This is a genomic window from Helicobacter canis (genome assembly GCF_900451095.1).
In the GTDB taxonomy this organism is placed as follows: Bacteria; Campylobacterota; Campylobacteria; order Campylobacterales; family Helicobacteraceae; genus Helicobacter_B; species Helicobacter_B zhangjianzhongii.
Genome location: NZ_UGHV01000001.1, coordinates 564,793 through 584,135, shown reverse-complemented (window position 1 = coordinate 584,135; position 19,343 = coordinate 564,793). Strand labels below are relative to the sequence as shown.

Annotated in this window: 16 protein-coding genes; 11 read left to right on the top strand and 5 right to left on the bottom strand. The window is 48.2% G+C overall.

Going from position 1 to position 19,343, the window contains the following annotated elements; genetic code table 11:
- Positions 1-10 precede the first annotated feature (10 nt).
- The 3 genes from DX060_RS11830 to mraY are packed head-to-tail and all read right to left on the bottom strand — an operon-like array spanning position 11 to position 6,475.
- A complete protein-coding gene (locus DX060_RS11830) occupies positions 11-3,259 on the bottom strand; it encodes a valine--tRNA ligase (RefSeq protein ID WP_258552170.1) in 3,249 nt (1,082 codons plus the stop codon).
- 9 nt (positions 3,260-3,268) lie between these two features.
- Complete coding sequence (murD, locus tag DX060_RS12370; protein ID WP_115011048.1) at positions 3,269-5,392, bottom strand: UDP-N-acetylmuramoyl-L-alanine--D-glutamate ligase; 2,124 nt, start codon at positions 5,390-5,392, stop codon at positions 3,269-3,271.
- 18 nt (positions 5,393-5,410) lie between these two features.
- Complete coding sequence (gene mraY / locus DX060_RS02780; protein WP_115011047.1) at positions 5,411-6,475, bottom strand: phospho-N-acetylmuramoyl-pentapeptide-transferase; 1,065 nt, start codon at positions 6,473-6,475, stop codon at positions 5,411-5,413.
- Positions 6,476-6,641: 166 nt separating this feature from the next.
- On the opposite strand from mraY, the gene DX060_RS02775 reads away from it, so the two are divergent.
- The 8 genes from DX060_RS02775 to DX060_RS02750 all read left to right on the top strand — a co-directional run bounded on the left by DX060_RS02775 (position 6,642) and on the right by DX060_RS02750 (position 13,220).
- Positions 6,642-8,063, top strand: coding sequence for an O-antigen ligase family protein (locus DX060_RS02775; protein ID WP_115011046.1), 1,422 nt, complete (start codon positions 6,642-6,644; stop codon positions 8,061-8,063).
- The gene (locus tag DX060_RS02770) at positions 8,056-9,105 is read left to right on the top strand and encodes a glycosyltransferase family 2 protein (RefSeq protein WP_115011045.1); all 1,050 of its coding nucleotides are present in this window, start codon (positions 8,056-8,058) and stop codon (positions 9,103-9,105) included. Before DX060_RS02775 ends, DX060_RS02770 begins: the two co-directional genes overlap by 8 nt.
- A 160-nt stretch (positions 9,106-9,265) precedes the next feature.
- A complete protein-coding gene (locus DX060_RS02765) occupies positions 9,266-10,678 on the top strand; it encodes a DUF4422 domain-containing protein (protein WP_115011044.1) in 1,413 nt (470 codons plus the stop codon).
- 44 nt (positions 10,679-10,722) lie between these two features.
- On the top strand, positions 10,723-10,896 hold the full coding sequence (locus DX060_RS11165; RefSeq protein WP_181814153.1) for a hypothetical protein: 174 nt from the start codon (positions 10,723-10,725) through the stop codon (positions 10,894-10,896).
- The gene (locus DX060_RS02760) at positions 10,890-11,663 is read left to right on the top strand and encodes a DUF4422 domain-containing protein (RefSeq protein WP_181814152.1); all 774 of its coding nucleotides are present in this window, start codon (positions 10,890-10,892) and stop codon (positions 11,661-11,663) included. Before DX060_RS11165 ends, DX060_RS02760 begins: the two co-directional genes overlap by 7 nt.
- A 2-nt stretch (positions 11,664-11,665) precedes the next feature.
- On the top strand, positions 11,666-12,772 hold the full coding sequence (gene glf, locus DX060_RS02755; RefSeq protein WP_115011042.1) for a UDP-galactopyranose mutase: 1,107 nt from the start codon (positions 11,666-11,668) through the stop codon (positions 12,770-12,772).
- 34 nt (positions 12,773-12,806) lie between these two features.
- Complete coding sequence (locus DX060_RS11160; protein WP_181814151.1) at positions 12,807-12,962, top strand: hypothetical protein; 156 nt, start codon at positions 12,807-12,809, stop codon at positions 12,960-12,962.
- Between the two features lie 18 nt (positions 12,963-12,980).
- Positions 12,981-13,220 (top strand): hypothetical protein, encoded by a 240-nt coding sequence (locus tag DX060_RS02750; RefSeq protein WP_115011041.1) that lies wholly within the window; start codon positions 12,981-12,983, stop codon positions 13,218-13,220.
- A gap of 127 nt (positions 13,221-13,347) precedes the next feature.
- Here DX060_RS02750 and DX060_RS11155 read toward each other — a convergent pair whose 3' ends face one another.
- Both DX060_RS11155 and DX060_RS02745 read right to left on the bottom strand, forming a co-directional pair.
- A complete protein-coding gene (locus DX060_RS11155; protein ID WP_181814150.1) occupies positions 13,348-13,488 on the bottom strand; it encodes a hypothetical protein in 141 nt (46 codons plus the stop codon).
- Positions 13,489-13,496: 8 nt separating this feature from the next.
- A complete protein-coding gene (locus DX060_RS02745) occupies positions 13,497-14,582 on the bottom strand; it encodes a type I glyceraldehyde-3-phosphate dehydrogenase (protein WP_115011040.1) in 1,086 nt (361 codons plus the stop codon).
- Here DX060_RS02745 and DX060_RS02740 point away from each other — a divergent pair.
- Genes DX060_RS02740 through DX060_RS02730 form a run of 3 tightly spaced genes read left to right on the top strand, consistent with a single transcriptional unit; the run spans position 14,566 to position 19,315 of the window.
- Positions 14,566-14,757: a hypothetical protein gene (locus DX060_RS02740; protein ID WP_115011039.1), complete on the top strand. Its 192-nt coding sequence runs from the start codon at positions 14,566-14,568 to the stop codon at positions 14,755-14,757. The two genes, DX060_RS02745 and DX060_RS02740, sit on opposite strands and share 17 nt — an antisense overlap.
- 9 nt (positions 14,758-14,766) lie before the next feature.
- Entirely contained in the window at positions 14,767-18,450 is a 3,684-nt protein-coding gene (gene carB / locus DX060_RS02735) for a carbamoyl-phosphate synthase large subunit (protein ID WP_115011038.1), read from the top strand.
- On the top strand, positions 18,407-19,315 hold the full coding sequence (locus DX060_RS02730; RefSeq protein ID WP_115011037.1) for an L-threonylcarbamoyladenylate synthase: 909 nt from the start codon (positions 18,407-18,409) through the stop codon (positions 19,313-19,315). The genes carB and DX060_RS02730 overlap by 44 nt, the downstream gene beginning before the upstream one ends.
- The last annotated feature ends 28 nt before the right edge of the window (positions 19,316-19,343 follow it).

The following is a 19,343-nucleotide window of genomic DNA, read 5'->3' as shown; positions in this document are numbered from 1 at the left end:
CCACTTCTCCTTACTTTTGCGCAAATATGGCTAATTGCGCTAGCACCTCTGCTTGCTTCGCCTTGGCTTCTGCAAGTGCGCTAGCGTTGGACTCTAGGACATTTTTGGGGGCATTGGCTTTGAATTTTTCATTAGATTCTAGGGCTTGGAGCTTATTGATTTCTTTTTCAAGTTTTAGATTTTGGCTATTTAGGCGCGTGATGATGGGAGCTAGATCAATGCCCTGCAATGGTAGATAGCTTTTAATTAGCGATCCAATATCTGCCACGCAGTCTTTATCTAGCCCATTTTGCGCCTTTGTATCCACGCACTCAATCGCGCCTACTTTAGCAAGCTTGCAAATCGCCTGCAATGCGCTAGCAGAGAGCCTAAAATCCGTGGCGATATAAGCTCGCTCAATGGGCTTATTTGCTAGATCGATTAGAGCTTTAGCGCGCCGCAAGGAGACAATGGCATCTTTGATATACGCGTATTCCTGCTCTATCGCGCTATCTTGGGACACTTCGCTAGGGTAGCGCGTGATCATTATCGACTCGCTGGATTCTAGCGCACTGCCGCGCAAGGTGTGGTAGAGTGATTCTGTAAGAAATGGCATATACGGGTGCAAAAGCTTCATCGCTTCTATCATCACCGCGCCAAGCTCGCAAATGGCTTCCTTTTGCGCCTTTGCAAGCTCGATACACCAATCACAAAACTCCCCCCACAAAAAGCGATATGCCACACTCGCGCCATCATTAAAGCGGTAGGATTCTAGCGCGGCTCTAAGCTCCTTTGTCGCGCTATTTAGGCGCGATTTGGCGTAGCGACCAAGCGGGCTTTGGTAGGCATTTATAGACTCTAGCTCGCTAAATCCACTAAAGTTAGGATCTGCTTGCCTAGCATAGAGCAGCAAAAACTGCGCGGCGTTATAGAGCTTGTTGGCAAAGTTTTTAGCAAGCTCTAGCTGGGATTTTGCTAGGCGCACATCTCGCCCTTGTGCGCAGGAATATGCCAAGCCAAAGCGCAAGGAGTCCGCCCCATACTCCTCTATCATCGCCAAAGGATCGATGACATTGCCCTTGCTTTTACTCATCTTTTGCCCAAACTCATCTCGCACAAGCGCGTGCAAATACACATCTCTAAAGGGCAGCTCCCCTAGCAGACTCTCCCCGCTAAAGAGCATTCTCGCCACCCAGAAAAAGAGAATATCAAAGCCTGTGATAAGCAAAGAGTTAGGATAAAAGCGCGTAAGATCATTTGAGTCATACAGCTCCTTGCACGCCTCGCCATTCCCCCAGCCAAGCGTGCTAAACGCCCAGAGCCCCGAGCTAAACCAAGTATCTAGCACATCAGGGTCTTGCAGCACGCTAGAGTGGCATTTGGGGCAGGCGGATTCTCGCTCATTTTTGCTAGCAAAAATATGCCCACACGCGCTATTTTGGCAATACCACACCGGGATCCTATGCCCCCACCATAGCTGGCGTGAGATGCACCAGGGGCGGAGGTCGCGCATCCAAGCATTGAAATTATTTAACCACTGCGGCGGGTAGAATCTAGCCATAGGCGTTGGCTTTTGCGCTTGTGTCGATTCAGCTTTTGGGCTAGAATCGTGGATTGCTTCGCCGCGCTGCGTCGATAGACGCTCTAGTCTTATCTCCTTGCGCGGCTCGCAAAACCCCGATTCTATCTCCAAAATCTTAGAATCGCTGGGGCTTTTACTAGAATCTAGGTTTGCTCGTGCTTGCGGCGTGTTGAGAATTGGGGCATTTTGAGTAAAAATCCTAGAATCCTTTGCTTGCTCGCTTAGATTTTGGGCGGTGCTAGAATCCGCTTTTTCACCAATCGCGTTTTTTCTGTCATTGCGAGCAAATGCACTAGCATTTGCGTGGCAATCCATAGATTCTGCGCTAGCAGAATAGTCTCCCCTAGAATCCACTTGCGTGGATTTGTGGATCGCCACGCCGATTTCATCGGCTCGCGATGACGATGAAGCGGATTTTTCACACTCGGCGCGATTGTCTTCTTCACAGATTCTAGGAGTTGCGGTATTGCTAGTGGTGCTTTTTGTGGATTTTGGGGCAGAGCTAGACTTGCGGTCTGCGGTTGCCCCAAAATCCACAAAATCACTGCTATGATTACCCGAAGCCGAATCTTTTTGAGCATTGACTTTTTTTATTGTCTCCCTTGCTATCCCCTCATCAATAAACCACTGCCTAGAAATATACGGCTCTATCACACTCCCACACCGATAGCACACGCCCACTTGATTGCCATAAGGCTCAATTTTCTCCACCGCGCCTGCTTGCTGCAACGCCTCTACAATATCCGCCCTAGCCTCTAGCCTATCTCGCCCAGCAAAGCCCAGCGCATAATCATTTAGCACACCCTTTTCATCAAAGATCACAATGGATTCTAGCCCGTGGGCTTTGCCTACGGCATAGTCGTTTTCATCGTGGGCGGGCGTTACTTTCACCACCCCTGTGCCAAACTCCATATCCACGGCATTATCGGCGATTATGGGGATCTCTCTGCCCACCAAAGGCAGCACGACACTTTTGCCCAGCAAATGCGTATAGCGCGTATCGCTAGGGTGTATCATCACCGCACTATCGCCGAAAAATGTCTCCGGACGCGTGGTAGCCACAAGCAGCACTTCATTAGAGTCTGCCACAGGGTAGCGCAGGTGGTAGAGATGCGTCTCTTGCTCTTTATACTCCACTTCAATATCTGAAAGCGCGCCATCTTTGACACACCAATTCACCATATAATCCCCTTGGTAAATCAGCCCCCTTTCATACCACGCCACAAAGGCTTCTCGCACGGCATTTTGCAGTCCAGAGTCCATTGTAAAGCGCAGGCGCGACCACGCTGGGCTAATGCCTAGGGCTTGCATTTGCGTGATGATCTTGCCTCCGCTCTGCTCTTTCCACTCCCATACCTTTTGCAAAAATGCCTCCCTGCCTAGCTGCTCCTTGCTTAGCCCTTGTGCTAGAAGCTGCTTTTCTACGACATTTTGCGTAGCAATGCCGGCGTGATCAAGCCCGGGCTGATAGAGTGTAGCAAAGCCATCCATCCGCTTAAAGCGCGTGATGATGTCTTGCAGCGTGAAAGTAAGCGCGTGCCCTATATGCAGCACGCCTGTTACATTGGGTGGGGGCATCATTAGGCAGAAAGCTTTATCGCTCTTAGCGATATTGGCATTGCCCTCTATCTCAAAATATCCGCGCTCTTTGCAGATAGTATAAATGCTCTGCTCTATGGATTTGGGATCATAGCTCATTAGAATCCTTTATGATGTGGTGCTTGGGGCAAGGGAGCGTGCTAGGGATTTAAATCTCTGCCCTCGCTCTTTGTAGGAGGAGAATTGATCGAGGCTGGCGGCAGCAGGGGAGAGGAGGCAAACAAAATCTTGGGCAAGCCTTGTGCTAGATTCTGCGATCATCGCCCAGATCTTTTCCATAGCGCGATCCAGCGTGCCGCATTTATGCGCTTTGACACTATGGCGTGCGGCGAGATCTAGGAGCTTTGACTCATTGGTGCCGATAGTGAAGATCTCCACGCGTTTAAGCTCCGCTAGCAGGGTGAAAATCTCTTGCATATCTGCCCCCTTATCATCGCCCCCTAGGATCAAAAACAACGCGCGATCCTTATAGCGTGCTATCGCCTTTAGCGTGGCATCGATGTTTGTGCCTTTAGAGTCATCGACAAAGAGCCATTCCGCCCCAAACGCGCAGACATAAAACTCCTCCACCCTATGCGCCCCGATTGTAAAGCTAGCAAGCGCGGGGACAAAGCCAGCAGCAGCGATACTAGGGCGTTTGCGCGAAAGGGCAAATGCACAGCAGAGTGCGACATAGGCATCAAGCAAAAATGGCTCAAAAAAGGGCAAGGTATCTAGGGCATTTGGCTCAAATCCTTGAGCGAGCAAATACGCACGCAAATCACTAGAATCTGTGTAGAAAATTTTCTCCCCTAAAAAGCCTTGACACAAGCGATGATCGCGCAAATCACTAGGCAGGATCGCCACGCTATCAGCCTCCATTCGCGCTAGAGGTGAGAGCTTATCGCACACATAGTTTTCAAAGCCATTGTGCCAGCTGATGTGATCAGGGCTTAGGGGCAAAAGCGCGTAGATTGCAGGCGTGGCGGTCCTTGTGTAGTGCAGGGCAAAGGAGCTAGTCTCTAGCACCCATAGGGGCGTGTTTTGCTCATAGAGTGTGATGAGCGGTGTGCCGATATTGCCCCCAGCGCGTGCGCCATAGGGGGAGAGGAGGAGTTCAAGCATTTGGGTGGTAGTAGTTTTGCCATTAGTGCCGCTAATCCAGATTTGAGGCGATTCAGCTTGGCTTGGTGTGGGCGTTGGCTTTTGCGCGCTTTTGCGGGAGTCTGCGGCGTGGGCTTGCTCATTATCACCTAGATAAATCCCTTCGCCCACGCCTTGACAACCCACAAAACGAAGTTTCTTTAGAAAATCATCGCAAAATCCTGCCGCCTGCGGCTCGCTTAGATTTTGGGCGTTTTGGGTAAAAATCCTAGAATCCTTTGCTTGCTCGCTTAGAGTTGCGGCGGTGTCAAAAGTGGATTCTAGGTTTTTACAATCCTGCCGCCTATCTGCTTGGCTACAAAACACATTTTCAGCCCCTGCGTTCTGCGGCGTTTTTAAATTTGCGGCATTTTCCCTAGAATCCACTTTTTCTAAAGAAACTGCGTTTTGACTCTCGGCGTTTTTTCTGTCATTGCGAGCAAATGCACTAGCATTTGCGTGGCAATCCACAGATTCTGCGCTAGCTTTAGAATCCACTTGCGTGGATTTGTGGATCGCCACGCCGACCTTGTCGGCTCGCGATGACGATTCCTGCGCGTTCTGCTTGTCTTCTTCACAGATTCTAGGAGTTGTGCTTGTTTGCTTATCCATCTCGGCGCAGGATTCTAGGATTTGCGATGAGAAATCTTTGCTTTGCGAGCGCGTGCAAGAGCGCATACTTGAGGTATGTAACCGAAGCGCGCGCGAAGCAATCAAAGATTTATCGCGCAAAGCCGAATCCACCAAAGAAGCCAAATCCCCACACAACCACCAGATGAAATCATATTCACTAATTGCCCCCCTCGCACAAGCAAAATACTTATGATCCGGCGGTATCCCGGGGCTTACAATCTCTAGCACACTAGATTCTGGGCAAAACTCCCTAGAATCTAGCAAGATATTTTCCACATCGCCCCCACCGCTAGAATCCACATTTTTCCCCTCTGGCGTATCGTCATAAATCGCGCAAGCCTTCCCCAGCGCATTCAAAAACGCCACGATAGGCTTAGTCGTAACGCCATAGCCCAAAATACTAATAGGCGCGCTAGATTCTAGGGCTTTGGCGATGTGTTCAGCTTGCAGCTCTTTAGGCAGTGGCTCTAGGGGCATAGCAGTCCTTATCGCACTTTATCGCACCTTGAGACTTAGCAGGGCGATTAGGTTTGAGAGCAGCGCGATGATCCAAAAGCGCACGATGATTTTGTTTTCCGCCCAGCCCTTTTGCTCGAAGTGGTGGTGGATAGGAGCCATAAGAAACACGCGCTTTTTGCGCACTTTGTAGCTGCCAATTTGCAGCATCACAGATAAAGTCTCTACCACAAAAATTAGCCCGATTAGCAGCAGCAGGACTTCATTATTTGACACGATCGCCATATACGCCATAAAGCCCCCAATCGCCAAGCTCCCACTATCGCCCATAAAGACTTGGGCGGGGTGGCAGTTATACCAGAGAAAGCCTAGCAATGCCCCTATCATCGCCACGCCCACGACCATAAGCTCCCCAGCATTCACCATAGGCAAGAAGAGATACCGCCCAAACTCGACATTCCCCGAGAGATAGACAAAGACACACAGCGTAGCAAGCGCAAAGATTGAAGGCACGCACGCCAAGCCATCAAGCCCATCGGTGATATTTACGGCATTGCTCGTAGCTAGAAATACCAGAATCCAAAAGCTAATCATAAGCGCAGGATACGCGCTAAGGGTGAAAAGGGGCTTTTTCATAAAAGGGAGATAAAAATCACTTACAAGCCCCGCGCCATAGTGCAGAGCCAAGCTCACGCCAAGTGCCGCTAGAAAGAGCAAGAGCATTTTCGCCCTAGCACTCATACCGGCATTAGATCTTTTGGCGATTTTCATATAGTCATCTCTTGCGCCAATAAGCCCAAAGATAAGCAGCGTGGCAACGCCCAAAATCGCATAGAGATTGCTAAGCTGGATACACAAAAGCGCGGCGATACTCGCAGAGATGATAAACACGCTTCCGCCCATTGTGGGGGTGTTGGACTTGGCTTTGTGCGTGGGGACATAGCTAGAGATAGGCTGGCTTGCCTTGTGCGCTTTCGCCCACGCGATAAATGCTGGCATAAGCCACACACACAGCACAAACGCGACAAAAAAGCTCACCCCTGCGCGGAAAGTAAGGTATTTGAAAATATTTATATCAAAATACGAGTAGAGATAATACAGCACACACACTCCTTACACAGCTGCCCACAAAGCCCACAGCCCACAAGCCTAAAATAAAGCGCAAATTATAGTAGTTTTACCTTAAAAAGTGTAGAATGCGCGATTTTTAAGCAAGCTACCTAGAATCCATTTTGATCTCTATGCTATCAAGCTATTTCAAGGAGTATTTGTGCCTCTAGTCAATCCCCAGAATCTCTCTTGCGCGTGTAAAACTACTGCGCTGTATGTAAGCCTAGTGCTTGTGGTGGCTAGCGTGGCGATTTTGCCTTTTTCTTACTCTTTTGTTTCTATCAAGCTTCCTGTCAATTTGCTATTTATCGCGCTTGGGGTGTTTGCGCTTGGATTTTGGCGCGAGTATAGGGGGCTAGGGCGTGCGCTTGGGGGGATATGGTTTGCGCTTGTGTGCTTGCTTGTGGTAGTCATTATGGCGTATATCTCGCTCTTTTTCGCAGTGGATTCTAAGGCGACTTTGCAGGCAATCCGCCAGTATCTGCTAGAGCCTAGCTTGTTTCTTGTGCTTGCTTTTTTCATCGCTACAAGGCTTGATGAAAGAGGGCTAAGACTCCTGCTTCTAGGGCTTTGCCTAGCACTAAGCTATCATCCCATTGCTACGATATGGGATTTTTTTGCCAATGGTGGTGGGAAGTTTGGGTATAGGGCGACACTTAGTGCCTATACTATCGCAGAGACAATTTATGTGTTTTATCTCGTCTTTGCCTTTGGCTTAAGCTTGGCATTGAGTCTTTTTACCAAAGGTGTTGTAAAGCTTTTTGCCATTGTCTTAATGTGTATCAACATAGCTGCGCTTATTGCAAATGGTGGGCGGTTTGCTCTTTTGGCTGGGCTAGCTATGCTTATTAGTCCATTTGTGCTGCTTGCGTATCGCTATAAACGACTCGTGCTAGGAGTGGTGCTGGCTTTATGCGTGGGGCTTGGATATGGTATTTACACGATGAGCAAAACTTGGGATGCACGCTACAATGTTTATAGTATGGTCAATAATTTTGCAGAAGTTTGGAGTGTCGCGCCAGCAGAGATGGGGCGATTTACCCATTGTGATGAGTATTCTTGCTCTCCCCATTCGCTTACCCCACACCCAAGCATTCAATGGGAGTATTCAAGCCTATCTAGGCTCTCAATGCTAAAATCCACTTTGCTAGCCATAGCACAAAATCCTTTCCGCCCCAATGGCTACCACTTCCAGCAGTTTTATCAAAATTTAGAGGCAATTTTTCCCAAGACTTCCAAAAACTCTGTTTTCTTCTACCACTTCCACCACCACAATCACAATCGCTTTGCTTCATTTTGGTTTGAGTTGGGGCTGGTGGGGTTTCTTGGGGCGATGTTGTTGCCATTTTTTATCATTTATCGATTTTATCGCTTGCATTTGCGATTTACTAGCACATTTTCTAGCACAGATCGATCGCTTGTGCTTATCAATGGCGGTATCGTATTTGGGCTAATTGGGCTTGGCGTGAGCAATATATTTGACTGCATTCCTATCCGCGAGGGCAATCTTGTGCTATTTATCTTATTTGGGATTGTTTTAGCTGTATCGACACAATTACAAGCAAGGGATAGCTATGCCTAATATCTCTGTCATTATCCCTATCTACAATGTAGAATCCTATCTCGCGCAGTGTTTGGACTCTGTGCTAGGACAGAGCCTTAAACATATAGAAGTCATTTGCATAGATGATGGCAGCACAGATTCTAGCAGGGCAATCGCGCAACAATATGCGAGCAAAGATTCTAGGATCATCTACATACAGCAAGAAAACCAAGGCGTAGCAGTAGCGCGTAATAATGGACTAGAGAGAGCAAGTGGCGAGTATATCGCCTTTATGGATCCTGATGATTTCTACCCCACCACCACGACCCTAGAGCGACTCTACACAAAGGCAAAGCGTGCTAATGCGCTGATTTGTGGCGGGGGCTTTAGCGACTATATCAATGGCACAATAAAAACCACATACCCTAGAGAGTTTTATGGCTACACTTTCACGCAAGAAGGCTTTATTGATTATGATAAGTGGCAGTTTGACTTTGGCTTTCATCGCTTCATCTATCAAAGAGAGTTTTTGCTCACACACAATCTACACTACCCACTTTTGAAACGCTATGAAGACCCTGTATTTTTTATCCAAGCTATGCTAAAAGCTAAGCGATTTTACGCACTCACAGACACCACCTACTGCTACCGCGTAGGACACCAAGATAGAGCAAAATGGCAGGCAAAGCACTGGGGAGATCAAACAAAGGCAATGAGCGAGATTCTCTCTATCGCCACCGCGCACAAGCTCCACACTCTCTATGATCTCACGCTATTTCGCGCTAGCATAGAGAGCCAGACACTTCTGCACCTAGTCAAGCGCGGCATTGCCCCATTGCTCTCACTTATCGATCTAGCTAGGCTGCTTGATGATAATCCCGCTAGAGTCAATAGCGACTATCCATTATCCATATCTAAGCCTTATCCCACCTACTGTGAGAGCTTGCTCTATGAGATTTCCGCGCATTGTGCTGCAAGTATCGCAGCTACAAATCTCTACCAATGTAAGCTTGGCAGAATCTTTACAAAAATTTTGCAGCAATATGCGCTATTTAAGAAGTGGAAAGCGCGTAGGAAATAGCAACTTATCTTTGCTCTGCAAACTCCATACCCTACCTTAAGAGTGCCTACTTCGCGCCTTTTGCGCGTGCGGTGTATCAAAAAAAAAAAAAAAACAGCTATAATTTCGCTTCCCCATTGATATATTTGATGATATGTTTGATACAAATTAAGGATATGCCGTGCCAGATACTCCCACGCCCAAAGACCCAGCCACTCCAAAGCCCCGCGCCACGATCCTTGTGTGCTACCATAAATTTTCTACACCTATCATCGCTAGTGAGATTCTCCGCCCTATCATCGTAGGCGCGGCAAATATGGGCGAGGGGGCAAGGAGCCTGCAAGAGAAGCTAGAATCCAAACTGCCTAAAAATTTACGATTAGGGGGGGGGCAGCAGATCGCGCTAGATTCTAGCTCTTCTCTGTCATTGCGAGGCGATACAATCGCCGAAGCAATCTATACAAACGCACAAAACGCGGATTCTACTCAAACGCACAACGAAGCTTTTTTAGAAATGGATTGCCACGCCGATACATCGGCTCGCAATGACAGGAGTAACGCACCAAACGCCACAAATGCAAGAAAGTCGCAGGCGGAAGCAAAAGTGGATTCTAGGGAAAATGCCACAAATGCAAGAAAGTCCGCAAAGGATTCTAAGAGAGACTATTCTGCTAGCGCAGAATCTATGGATTGCCACGCCGATAAATCGGCTCGCAATGACAGCTCCTTTGGTCATTGCGAGCGTAGCGAAGCAATCCACAATTCTAGCCCAAAACAAGCGAAGCACAGCTTTTGTGGAAAAGCTACATCACCTGTGTTAAGAGATGATAGCGGCGAAAATATCTCTCATCTCAACGCAAACTTCTGCGAGCTTACTGCGATGTATTGGGCGTGGAAAAATGTGGATTCTAGCTATTATGGGCTGTTTCACTACCGCAGGATTTTGGATCTAAGCGAGCAAGCCCAGCAGATCCGCACAGACTATCCTATCATCGTCTCACCTCGCAGCTACAACCCTAAGCGACAAGGACTTACGACCGAGAATATCACCAAGCTCCTACAAGAATACGACATAATCCTCCCGCAAGGCTACAAAAACCACTACAATCTCCCCTGTGATGAAGGGCTTGATAATTATGGGATCTATGCACACTACCACTACGCAAAAGATTTAGACAGGATCATCGAGCTTATCAAATCTCGCCACCCAGAGATGCAAGTCGCGCTAGAATCCACTCTTTTCACCTATCCGCCTAGGTGGCATATCGCCAATATTTTTATAATGCGCAAAGAGCTGTATTTCGCGTATTGTGAGTGGCTTTTCTCTCTGCTTTTTGACCTAAGCAAAGAAACTGACCTAAGCAACTATACTCCTTATCAAGCTAGGATTTATGGCTTCTTAAGTGAAAGAATGTTTAATATCTGGCTCGCATATCAAAGGCACACCCAAACCCTAAAAATCTTAGAAGCTCCTATGCTGCTTCTCACCAAGCATACCAAGCCCCTAATCGGCTGGGATATAAACGAAAAGCACAAGCGATTCTACCTCTTTGGGGTGCGTGTGTATAAAAAGAGCGTAAATCCCAAAAGCTAGGCTAGAATCCACTTTTACTTACTTTTACTTATAAGGAAGGTGCAATGCCCAAGTCATTACATATTGTAGTTTGCACACATCAAGCTGGCTATATCTATGGCAGCGAGATTTTACGCCCTATCATCGTAGGCGCGGCAAATATGGGGGAAGACAAGATTCAAAGCCTGCAAAAAAGCATCGCGGCTAAAACGGGGGGGGGGGGGAGCAGATTTTGCTAGATTCTAGCGGCGAGAATATCTCCCACCTAAACGCAAATTTCTGCGAGCTTACGGCGATGTATTGGGCGTGGAAAAATGTGGATTCTAGCTATTATGGGCTGTTTCACTACCGCAGGGTGCTGGACTTTAGCGGCAAGACTAGGCGCAAAAAACGCCTTGATGTCAATCGCGTGAATGTCAAGCCTAGCGATATTGTGCGCAAATTTCGCCTAGATAGAGGCACGATCCTAGCCGAGCTAGAAAAATCCCCCATAATCCTAGCTAGCCCCATAATCGTCCCGCACGGCTTTGAGCTCTCATCTGCGATAAGTCAATACGACATTTACGCGCGCGATCATCGCAAAAGGGATTTAGACATAGTCATAGACATTATCCGCGCGAAATTCCCGCATTTAGTGGAGTCTATGGAGGCAGTGCTTTTCACGCCCGGCACACCTCTTAGCTGGTGCAATATGTTTGTAATGCGCAAAGATCTCTACCAAGAATACTGCGAATTTCTCTTTGGCACTCTGCTAGAAGCACAAGCTAGGATCGATCTAAGCGGGTATAATGCCTACCAAAGCCGCATTTATGGCTTTATCGCCGAGCGGCTGCTCAATGTCTTTGTGCGGTATAAGAGCTTCTCTGCTGGGATAATGCCAAGCTATAAACACCACTTTGAGCTACGCGCTCCTAAGCCACTCTTTGGCGCAGAGATCACAGGCGATACCAAGCGTATCTATGCCTTTAGCGTGCGTATCCATAAATCTAAAATCACTAAGGAGTAAATGTGAGAAATCTCATCATAGGAGCAGGGCTTAGCGGGCTTGTGCTAGCCGAGCGGCTGGCAAATGATAGGGGTGAAGAGGTCTTGCTTATCGATAAGCGCGATCATATCGGCGGCAACTGCGCGGATAAGGATTGGGGCGGGATTTTGGTGCATAGCTATGGGGCGCATATTTTCCACACCAAAAGCCCTAAAGTCTGGGAGTATATCACGCGATTTAGCCTTTTCTACCCCTATATGCATAAGGTCTTTGGGCTTGTGCAGGGGCAGCTAGTGCCTATCCCTTTTAATCTCAACGCGCTTTATGCGATTTTCCCCCACGCGCTAGCCAAAGAGCTAGAATCCACCTTGCTGCGCACCTTTGGCTTTGGCTCTAGGGTGAGTATTTTGGAGCTAAGGAAGCATAAAGAGCTAGAGATGATCGCGGAGTTTATCTATGAAAATATCTTTTATCACTACACGCTTAAGCAGTGGCAATGCACACCAGAAGAGCTAGATCCTAGCGTGTTTGCGCGCGTGCCAATCATCATCGCTAAAGATGATCGCTACTTCCCAAGCGACCCGTATCAAGGCATACCACTAGAGGGATATAGCGCGGCATTTGCCAAGATGATCACAAATAAGCGCATAGAAGTGCGACTTGGCGTGGAGTTTAGAGAGCTGGGATCTAGTGGGATAGATGTAGGGGCGTTTGATAGGGTGTTTTATAGTGGGGCGATTGATGAGTATTTTTCCTATAAATTTGGCGAGCTGCCTTATCGCAGCCTAGAGCTAAAGACGCTGCGCCTAGAGAGAGAGTATTTTGGCAGCAGCTCTGTCATCAACTACCCTAAAAACTACGACTTCACGCGCATAATCGAGCATAAATACTTCCTAGACACGCAGACAAACCACACTATCATCACCTACGAATACCCCAAAAAGTGGCAGCTAGGCGATGAGCGATACTACCCAATGCCCACCGAGCAAGCAAAACGCGCTTATGAAGCCTATGCTAATGAAGCTAAAAGTCTTAAAAATGTCTTTTTCATCGGGCGTTTGGGGGCTTACCAATACTACGATATGGACAAGGCGATAGAAGAGGCACTAAGGCTGTATGAGAGCTTGTAGCGCGTGAGAAAAGCGCAGCTAACACCGCTCACGAGTGAGAGATGGCATTGCTAGTAAAAAGTGGATTCTAGTAAAACGCCCATTTTTCACAAGCACACTCCCAATTTCTGTCATCGCGAGCTTTGCTCCACAAAGCGTGGCGATCCATAAAGGCGCAAAAGTGGATTCTAGTGTGAAAATGGATTACTAAAGAAACTGCGGCTTCGCCTTGTTTTCTAAAGAAACATCGCCTAACGGCGAGCGGTATCCCTTGTTTTCTAAAGAAGCTACGCTTTGCCACGCAAATGCCGGCGCCTTTGCTCGCAATGACGGAAGTAACGCGCCAAACGCCAAAAATGTAAGCGAGGCGCGGGCGGCAGGATTTTGCGATAAAGATGCTGAAATTCTAAAAGTGGATTCTAGGTTTTTGTATGGATTGCCACGCGGATTTTCAATCCGTTCGCAATGACAGGAAAATGGGCGTTTTCAAAAAATAGCATTGTGTGAAAAGTGGATTCTAGGATAACGCTCAAATCTAAACACGCCGCGGGCGGCAGGATTTTGCGATAAAAATGCTGAAATTCTAAAAGTGGATTCTAGGATTTGAGCTTGATTTCTTCAAAGATTCTAAGATTTGCGGTGGGGCTGTGGTTGCTTTGCGGATTTTGGGGAAGGTTAGCGACCTTGGCGGTCGTGCCTTTCACAAAATCCGCAACACTGCCGCATTGCTCACCCAAGACTGAATCTACCGAGCTAGCACATAGTGCGCTATGTCGATGATCCTATGCGCATACCCCCACTCATTATCATACCACGCCATAACCTTACACATATTCCCTAGCGTAAAGCTCAAATCCTGCGCGATAATGGCACTGCGCGTGTCATTGAGAAAATCACTGCTCACCCCATAGCAAGAATCTATCCCCAAAATCCCCTGTAACGCGCCTTGAGACTCTGCTGCAAAAAGCTCATTGATCGCCCTAGAATCCACCTTCTGCGATAAATACGCGCTTAGATCCACCATAGAGACATCAGCTACAGGCACGCGCACGCTATGTCCGTGGATCTTATCCTTTAGGCTTGGGAGGACTTTGTAAAGGGCTTTTGCCGCGCCTGTGGAAGTGGGGATAATGTTTAGCCCAGCGGCGCGGGAGCGGCGTTTATCGCTTGCGTGGGCGACATCTAGGAGACTTTGGTCATTAGTGTAGCTGTGGATTGTCGTAAGGCTCGCTCGCTCAATGCCAAACTCCCTCTCAAGCAGCATAGCAATGGGAGCTAGGCAGTTTGTCGTGCAAGAGGCATTAGAGATGATAGGCTGCCCAGCATAAGCGGTGTGATTGACCCCTAGCACAAAGGTAGGGGTATCATCAGTCGCAGGGGCGGAGATGATCACGCGCCGCACGCCTTTATCAAGGTGGTGGGCGACATCGCTAGATCGCAAAAATAGCCCGCTAGATTCTATCACCACCTCTGCCCCTAACGCGCCGAAGTCTAAATCAAGCGGATTAGCACAGGAAAAAAGCGGTATCTCACGCCGAGCTAGCGGGGCTTTGTGGGCTTGCTTGGTAGATAAATCTTGCAAGGCTTCTTGGCACTTTTGCTCGATGATAAGTGTATTATAGAGGCTACCTTGCTTCAATCGCACGCTTTGCCCTAGCGCGCCGTGCATAGAATCCTTTTCTAGCAGGTAGGCGAGATTCTCCGCATTTGCCACATCATTGATCCCTACAATCTCTATATCTTGCTCTATACCTTGCTCCGCGCCTTTTCCAAGAGCCGCGCGCGCGATCGCCCGCCCAAGCCGTCCAAATCCGTTGATAGCGATCCTCATTGATGAGCCTTTGTGCGTGGGAATTTGCGCGTATTATACACCATTAGCACGCTTGCACCATAGCGACTTTAGCAAAGATTTATTAGAGTTTTTTTATAATGGCTGGATTTTTTGCCCGCCTAGATTCTACTTACAGATTCTACTTTGCAAGCGCAAAGAGTTAGACTTCACATAGGAGCTTTCAATGCCCAAACGCACGGATATTACAACGATTTTGCTTATCGGCTCAGGTCCCATTGTCATAGGGCAGGCGTGTGAGTTTGACTACTCTGGCACACAAGCGGCTAAAACGCTTAAATCCCTAGGCTATCGCGTGGTGCTTATCAACTCCAACCCCGCTACGATTATGACAGACCCAGAGCTAGCAGATCGCACCTATATCGAGCCTATCACCAAAGAAGTCGTGCGAAATATCATTAAGCTTGAGGGTGTTGATGCGATTTTGCCCACGATGGGCGGACAAACTGCGCTTAATATCGCTATGGAGCTGCACGAGAGCGGGGCATTAGAAGGGGTGCAATTCCTAGGGGCAAAGCCAGAGGCGATCAAAAAGGGCGAGGATCGCCAAGCATTCAAAGAAGCAATGCTAAAAATAGGAATGGATCTGCCCAAAAGCCACTATGCCTACACAGAAGAAGAAGCCCTAAAGGCTGCTAGTGAGATCGGCTTCCCGCTCATTATCCGCGCGAGCTACACGCTAGCAGGTGGGGGCAGCGGCGTGGCGTATAATATCGAGGAGTTTAAGGCATTGGCAAAGGCGGGGCTAGAGGCAAGCCCTATTAGTGAGATTTTGATCGAAGAGTCTTTGCTAGGGTGGAAAGAGTATGAAATGGAGGTTATCCGCGATAGAAATGATAATTGCATAATCGTGTGCAGTATCGAAAATCTCGACCCTATGGGCGTGCATACAGGGGATTCTATCACCATTGCTCCAGCTCTAACTCTCACAGATAAAGAGTATCAAAGAATGCGCGATGCCAGCTTCAAAATCCTGCGCGAAATTGGCGTAGATACAGGCGGGAGCAATGTGCAGTTTGCCATAAATCCCAAAAACGGCAGAATGACGGTCATTGAGATGAATCCGCGCGTATCGCGCAGCTCCGCGCTTGCGAGCAAGGCTACCGGCTATCCCATCGCCAAAATCGCCACGCTGCTAGCCGTGGGCTTTAGTCTCGATGAGATACAAAACGACATCACCGGCACGCCAGCAAGCTTTGAGCCTAGCATTGATTATATCGTTACTAAAATCCCACGCTTTACCTTTGAGAAGTTTCCAAAGGCGGATTCTACCCTTAGCACGAGTATGAAGTCTATCGGCGAAGTTATGGCGATTGGCGGGAGCTTCAAAGAGAGCTTGCAAAAGGCGTTATGTAGCCTAGAGTGTGGCTACTATGGGCTAAACTCACTCACAGATGATCTAAACCTAGCGCGCAAAGAGACCCGCCGCCCAAATGCAGAGCGGCTGCTGTATGTAGCAGACTGCTTCCGCTTGGGGCTTAGTGTAGAAGAGGTGCATAGTCTCTGCCAGATTGATAGGTGGTTTCTCTCACAAATTAGCGAGCTAGTCGCCGCGCAAGAGTCTATCACAAGCGATGTGCTAAATGACCCTGCAAGGCTACGCCGCCTAAAATCGCAAGGCTTTAGCGATAAGATGATCTGCTATGAGCTAGGCAAAAAAGAGCGGCTAGAGATGAGCGAGAGCGAGCTGTATAATTTGCGCAAAGAGATGGGCATAGTGGCGGTGTATGAGGAGGTGGATACTTGTGCGGCGGAGTTTGAAGCAAAAACTCCCTATCTTTACTCCACTTTTGTGCCGAGTGAGCGCGTTGGCTTTTTGGCTAAAAATGGCGATTGCTGCGGCGAGTCTGCGCTCATTACCACTCAAGGTAAATCCCTTGACTCGCCTTGCAAAGCCCCATTTTTAGCTCAAAAATCCTTCCGCGAGGATATTGCCCTAGAATCCACTTTTGAAAAATGCGAACAAAAAGCACAAAAAGTGGATTCTAGTGATACCTCCATTTTTGCTACCGCAAAAACTATGGATTGCCACGCCACTGCTGGCGCAGTGTCTCGCAATGACAGAAAAAATAGCTCTTGTGAAAAAGTGGATTCTAGTGCAAATTTAAATGAGCTAGCAAAGGATTCTAGGATTTGCGATGAGAAATCTTTGCTTTGCGAGCCGCGCAAGGAGATAAGACTTGGCTGTCTATCGACGCAGCGCGGCGATGCAATCAAAGATTTATCGCGCAAAGCCGAATCCACCATCGAGCAGCCAACGCCAGCCAAAGTTATGATCATAGGTGGTGGTCCTAACAGAATCGGTCAAGGCATCGAGTTCGACTACTGCTGCGTGCATGCCAGCTTCGCCCTAGCAGATCTAGGCGTAAAAAGCATAATGTATAACTGCAACCCAGAGACCGTAAGCACCGATTATGACACCAGCGATATGCTCTACTTTGAGCCTATCGACTTTGAGCGTGTGCGAGCGGTGATTGAAAAAGAAAAGCCAGATGGCATTATCGTGCATTTTGGAGGGCAGACACCGCTAAAGCTAGCAAACTCTCTTACCAAAATCCACGCCAACATCATCGGCACAAGTGCCAAAGTCATCGACATCGCCGAAGATAGAGAGAAGTTTGCCCACTTTATTAGCACACTTGGGCTAAAGCAGCCAGATAATGGCATAGCCTATACCAAAGAGCAAGCCTTCAGCGTGGCAAGCCAGATCAGCTACCCTGTGCTTGTGCGCCCGAGCTATGTGCTAGGTGGGCGGGCTATGCGGATCGTGCAAGATGCCGATGAGCTGCGCGTGTATATGGAAGAAGCCGTGAAAGTGAGCGAGGACTCTCCTGTGCTTATTGATAAATTTTTAGACCACGCTATCGAGCTTGATGTCGATGCCATAAGCGATGGCAAGGAAGTATATATCGGCGGGATTATGCAGCATATCGAAGAAGCAGGGGTGCATTCTGGGGATTCTACCAGCGTGCTGCCAAGTGTGAGTATCGCGGAAAATCTACTTGAAGAGATCCGCCAAAGCACGCGCAAAATCGCCCTAGAGCTAGGCATTGTAGGGCTTATCAATATCCAATACGCTATCCACAAAGATAGCCTATATATCATCGAAGTAAATCCTAGGGCTTCTCGCACCGTGCCATTTGTGAGCAAAGCAAGCGGGATACCGCTAGCAAAAGTCGCTACACGCGTGATGTGGCAAGGGGATTTGCAAGAGGCTCTAAAGTTTTATGATACGCATAATCGCATAGACTTCACCAAATCCCCCCTAGAATCCAAGCCCTACACACATATCGCGGTCAAAGACTCTGTCTTTCCATTTCAAAAGCTTAGCGGCGCGGACTTGCTACTAGGACCAGAGATGAAAAGCACCGGTGAAGTTATGGGGATTTCTACAAGCTTTGGGATAAGCTTTGCCAAGGCGCAAAATGCTAGTAAAAACACCCTGCCAAGCTCTGGCAAGCTCTTTTTATCCCTAGCAGATTGCGATAAGCCCTATGCCACACAGATTGCTAAAAGCTTCATTGAGCTAGGCTTTAGCGTGTGTGCGACTGAAGGCACGCACAGAGTGCTAGAGAGCGCGCAAATCCCATCATCGTGCGTGCTGAAAATCTCTCAAGGTCGCCCCAATATCCAAGATTTGATTATGAATAATGACATCGCGCTTGTGATAAACACCAGCGATGATAGCCAGACCAAAGATGACGCCAGAGAGATCCGCCGCCAAGTGCTTAAAAGCTCTGTGCCATACTTCACCACCATAGCCGCCGCGCTTGTAGGCGCAGAATCTATCCGCGAAATCCAGCACAATGACATCAATATCCCGCAAGCATTGCAAGACTTCTTTCAATAAGAAGCCTAAAGAGCCTTTGGCAGAGTATGTCGCGCTATTGTGTGAGCGATACGCTCTGCTAGCGTTCCGCCCAAAGGGTGCTAGCTTTGTGGTGCTATCTAAAAATGGAAAACATAAGCAAATCCTAGAATCCACTTTTGAAAAATCTGCCGAAAATAAAAAAGTGGATTCTAGCGATGAAGCTTTTTCATCGTCATTGCGAGCCGACTTGTCGGCGTGGCAATCCATACAAACAAAAACACTCACCCTAGAATCCACTTTTGATAAAAACGCACAAAAAATACAAAGCATAGCTTCTTTAGAAAAAGTGGATTCTAGTGATACTTCCATTTTTGCTGCCGCAAAAACTATAGATTGCCACGCCACTGCTACGCAGCGGCTCGCAATGACAGAGAAAAACGCCAAAACACACAAAGCCAAACTTTCCAAACAACCGCCGATCTTCCTAGCCCAGACTGACACCACCGCCGGCTTCCTCTGCTCCTCCCCCACGCTGCTCAATCGCGCCAAGCTCCGCCCAAGTAGCCAAGCCGTGCTAAAGACATTTGCTAGCTTGCAGTGCGCCACACAAGAGCTGCGAGTCCCTATATCTCACCGCCATTTTGTCCGCCGCGCGAGCAAGACAAGCGTTATCCTGCCTAGTAAAAAATCCTTCCGCATTGTCAAAGAGCCTTTACATAGGGAGTTTTTGCGCTATTTTGGGGGGCTTTACTCCACTTCTGCCAATCGCACCAAAGAGCCATTTTCCCTAGAGTTTGCTCTGCAAGTAGCCGATGTGGTGATCGTGGATTCTAGGGGGCTGTATGAGGATAAGCCAAGTGCGATCTACCGCCTATCACGCACGCGCAAGCTTCGCGCTAGATGACCCACACTAGCGATAAATCTCAATCTCA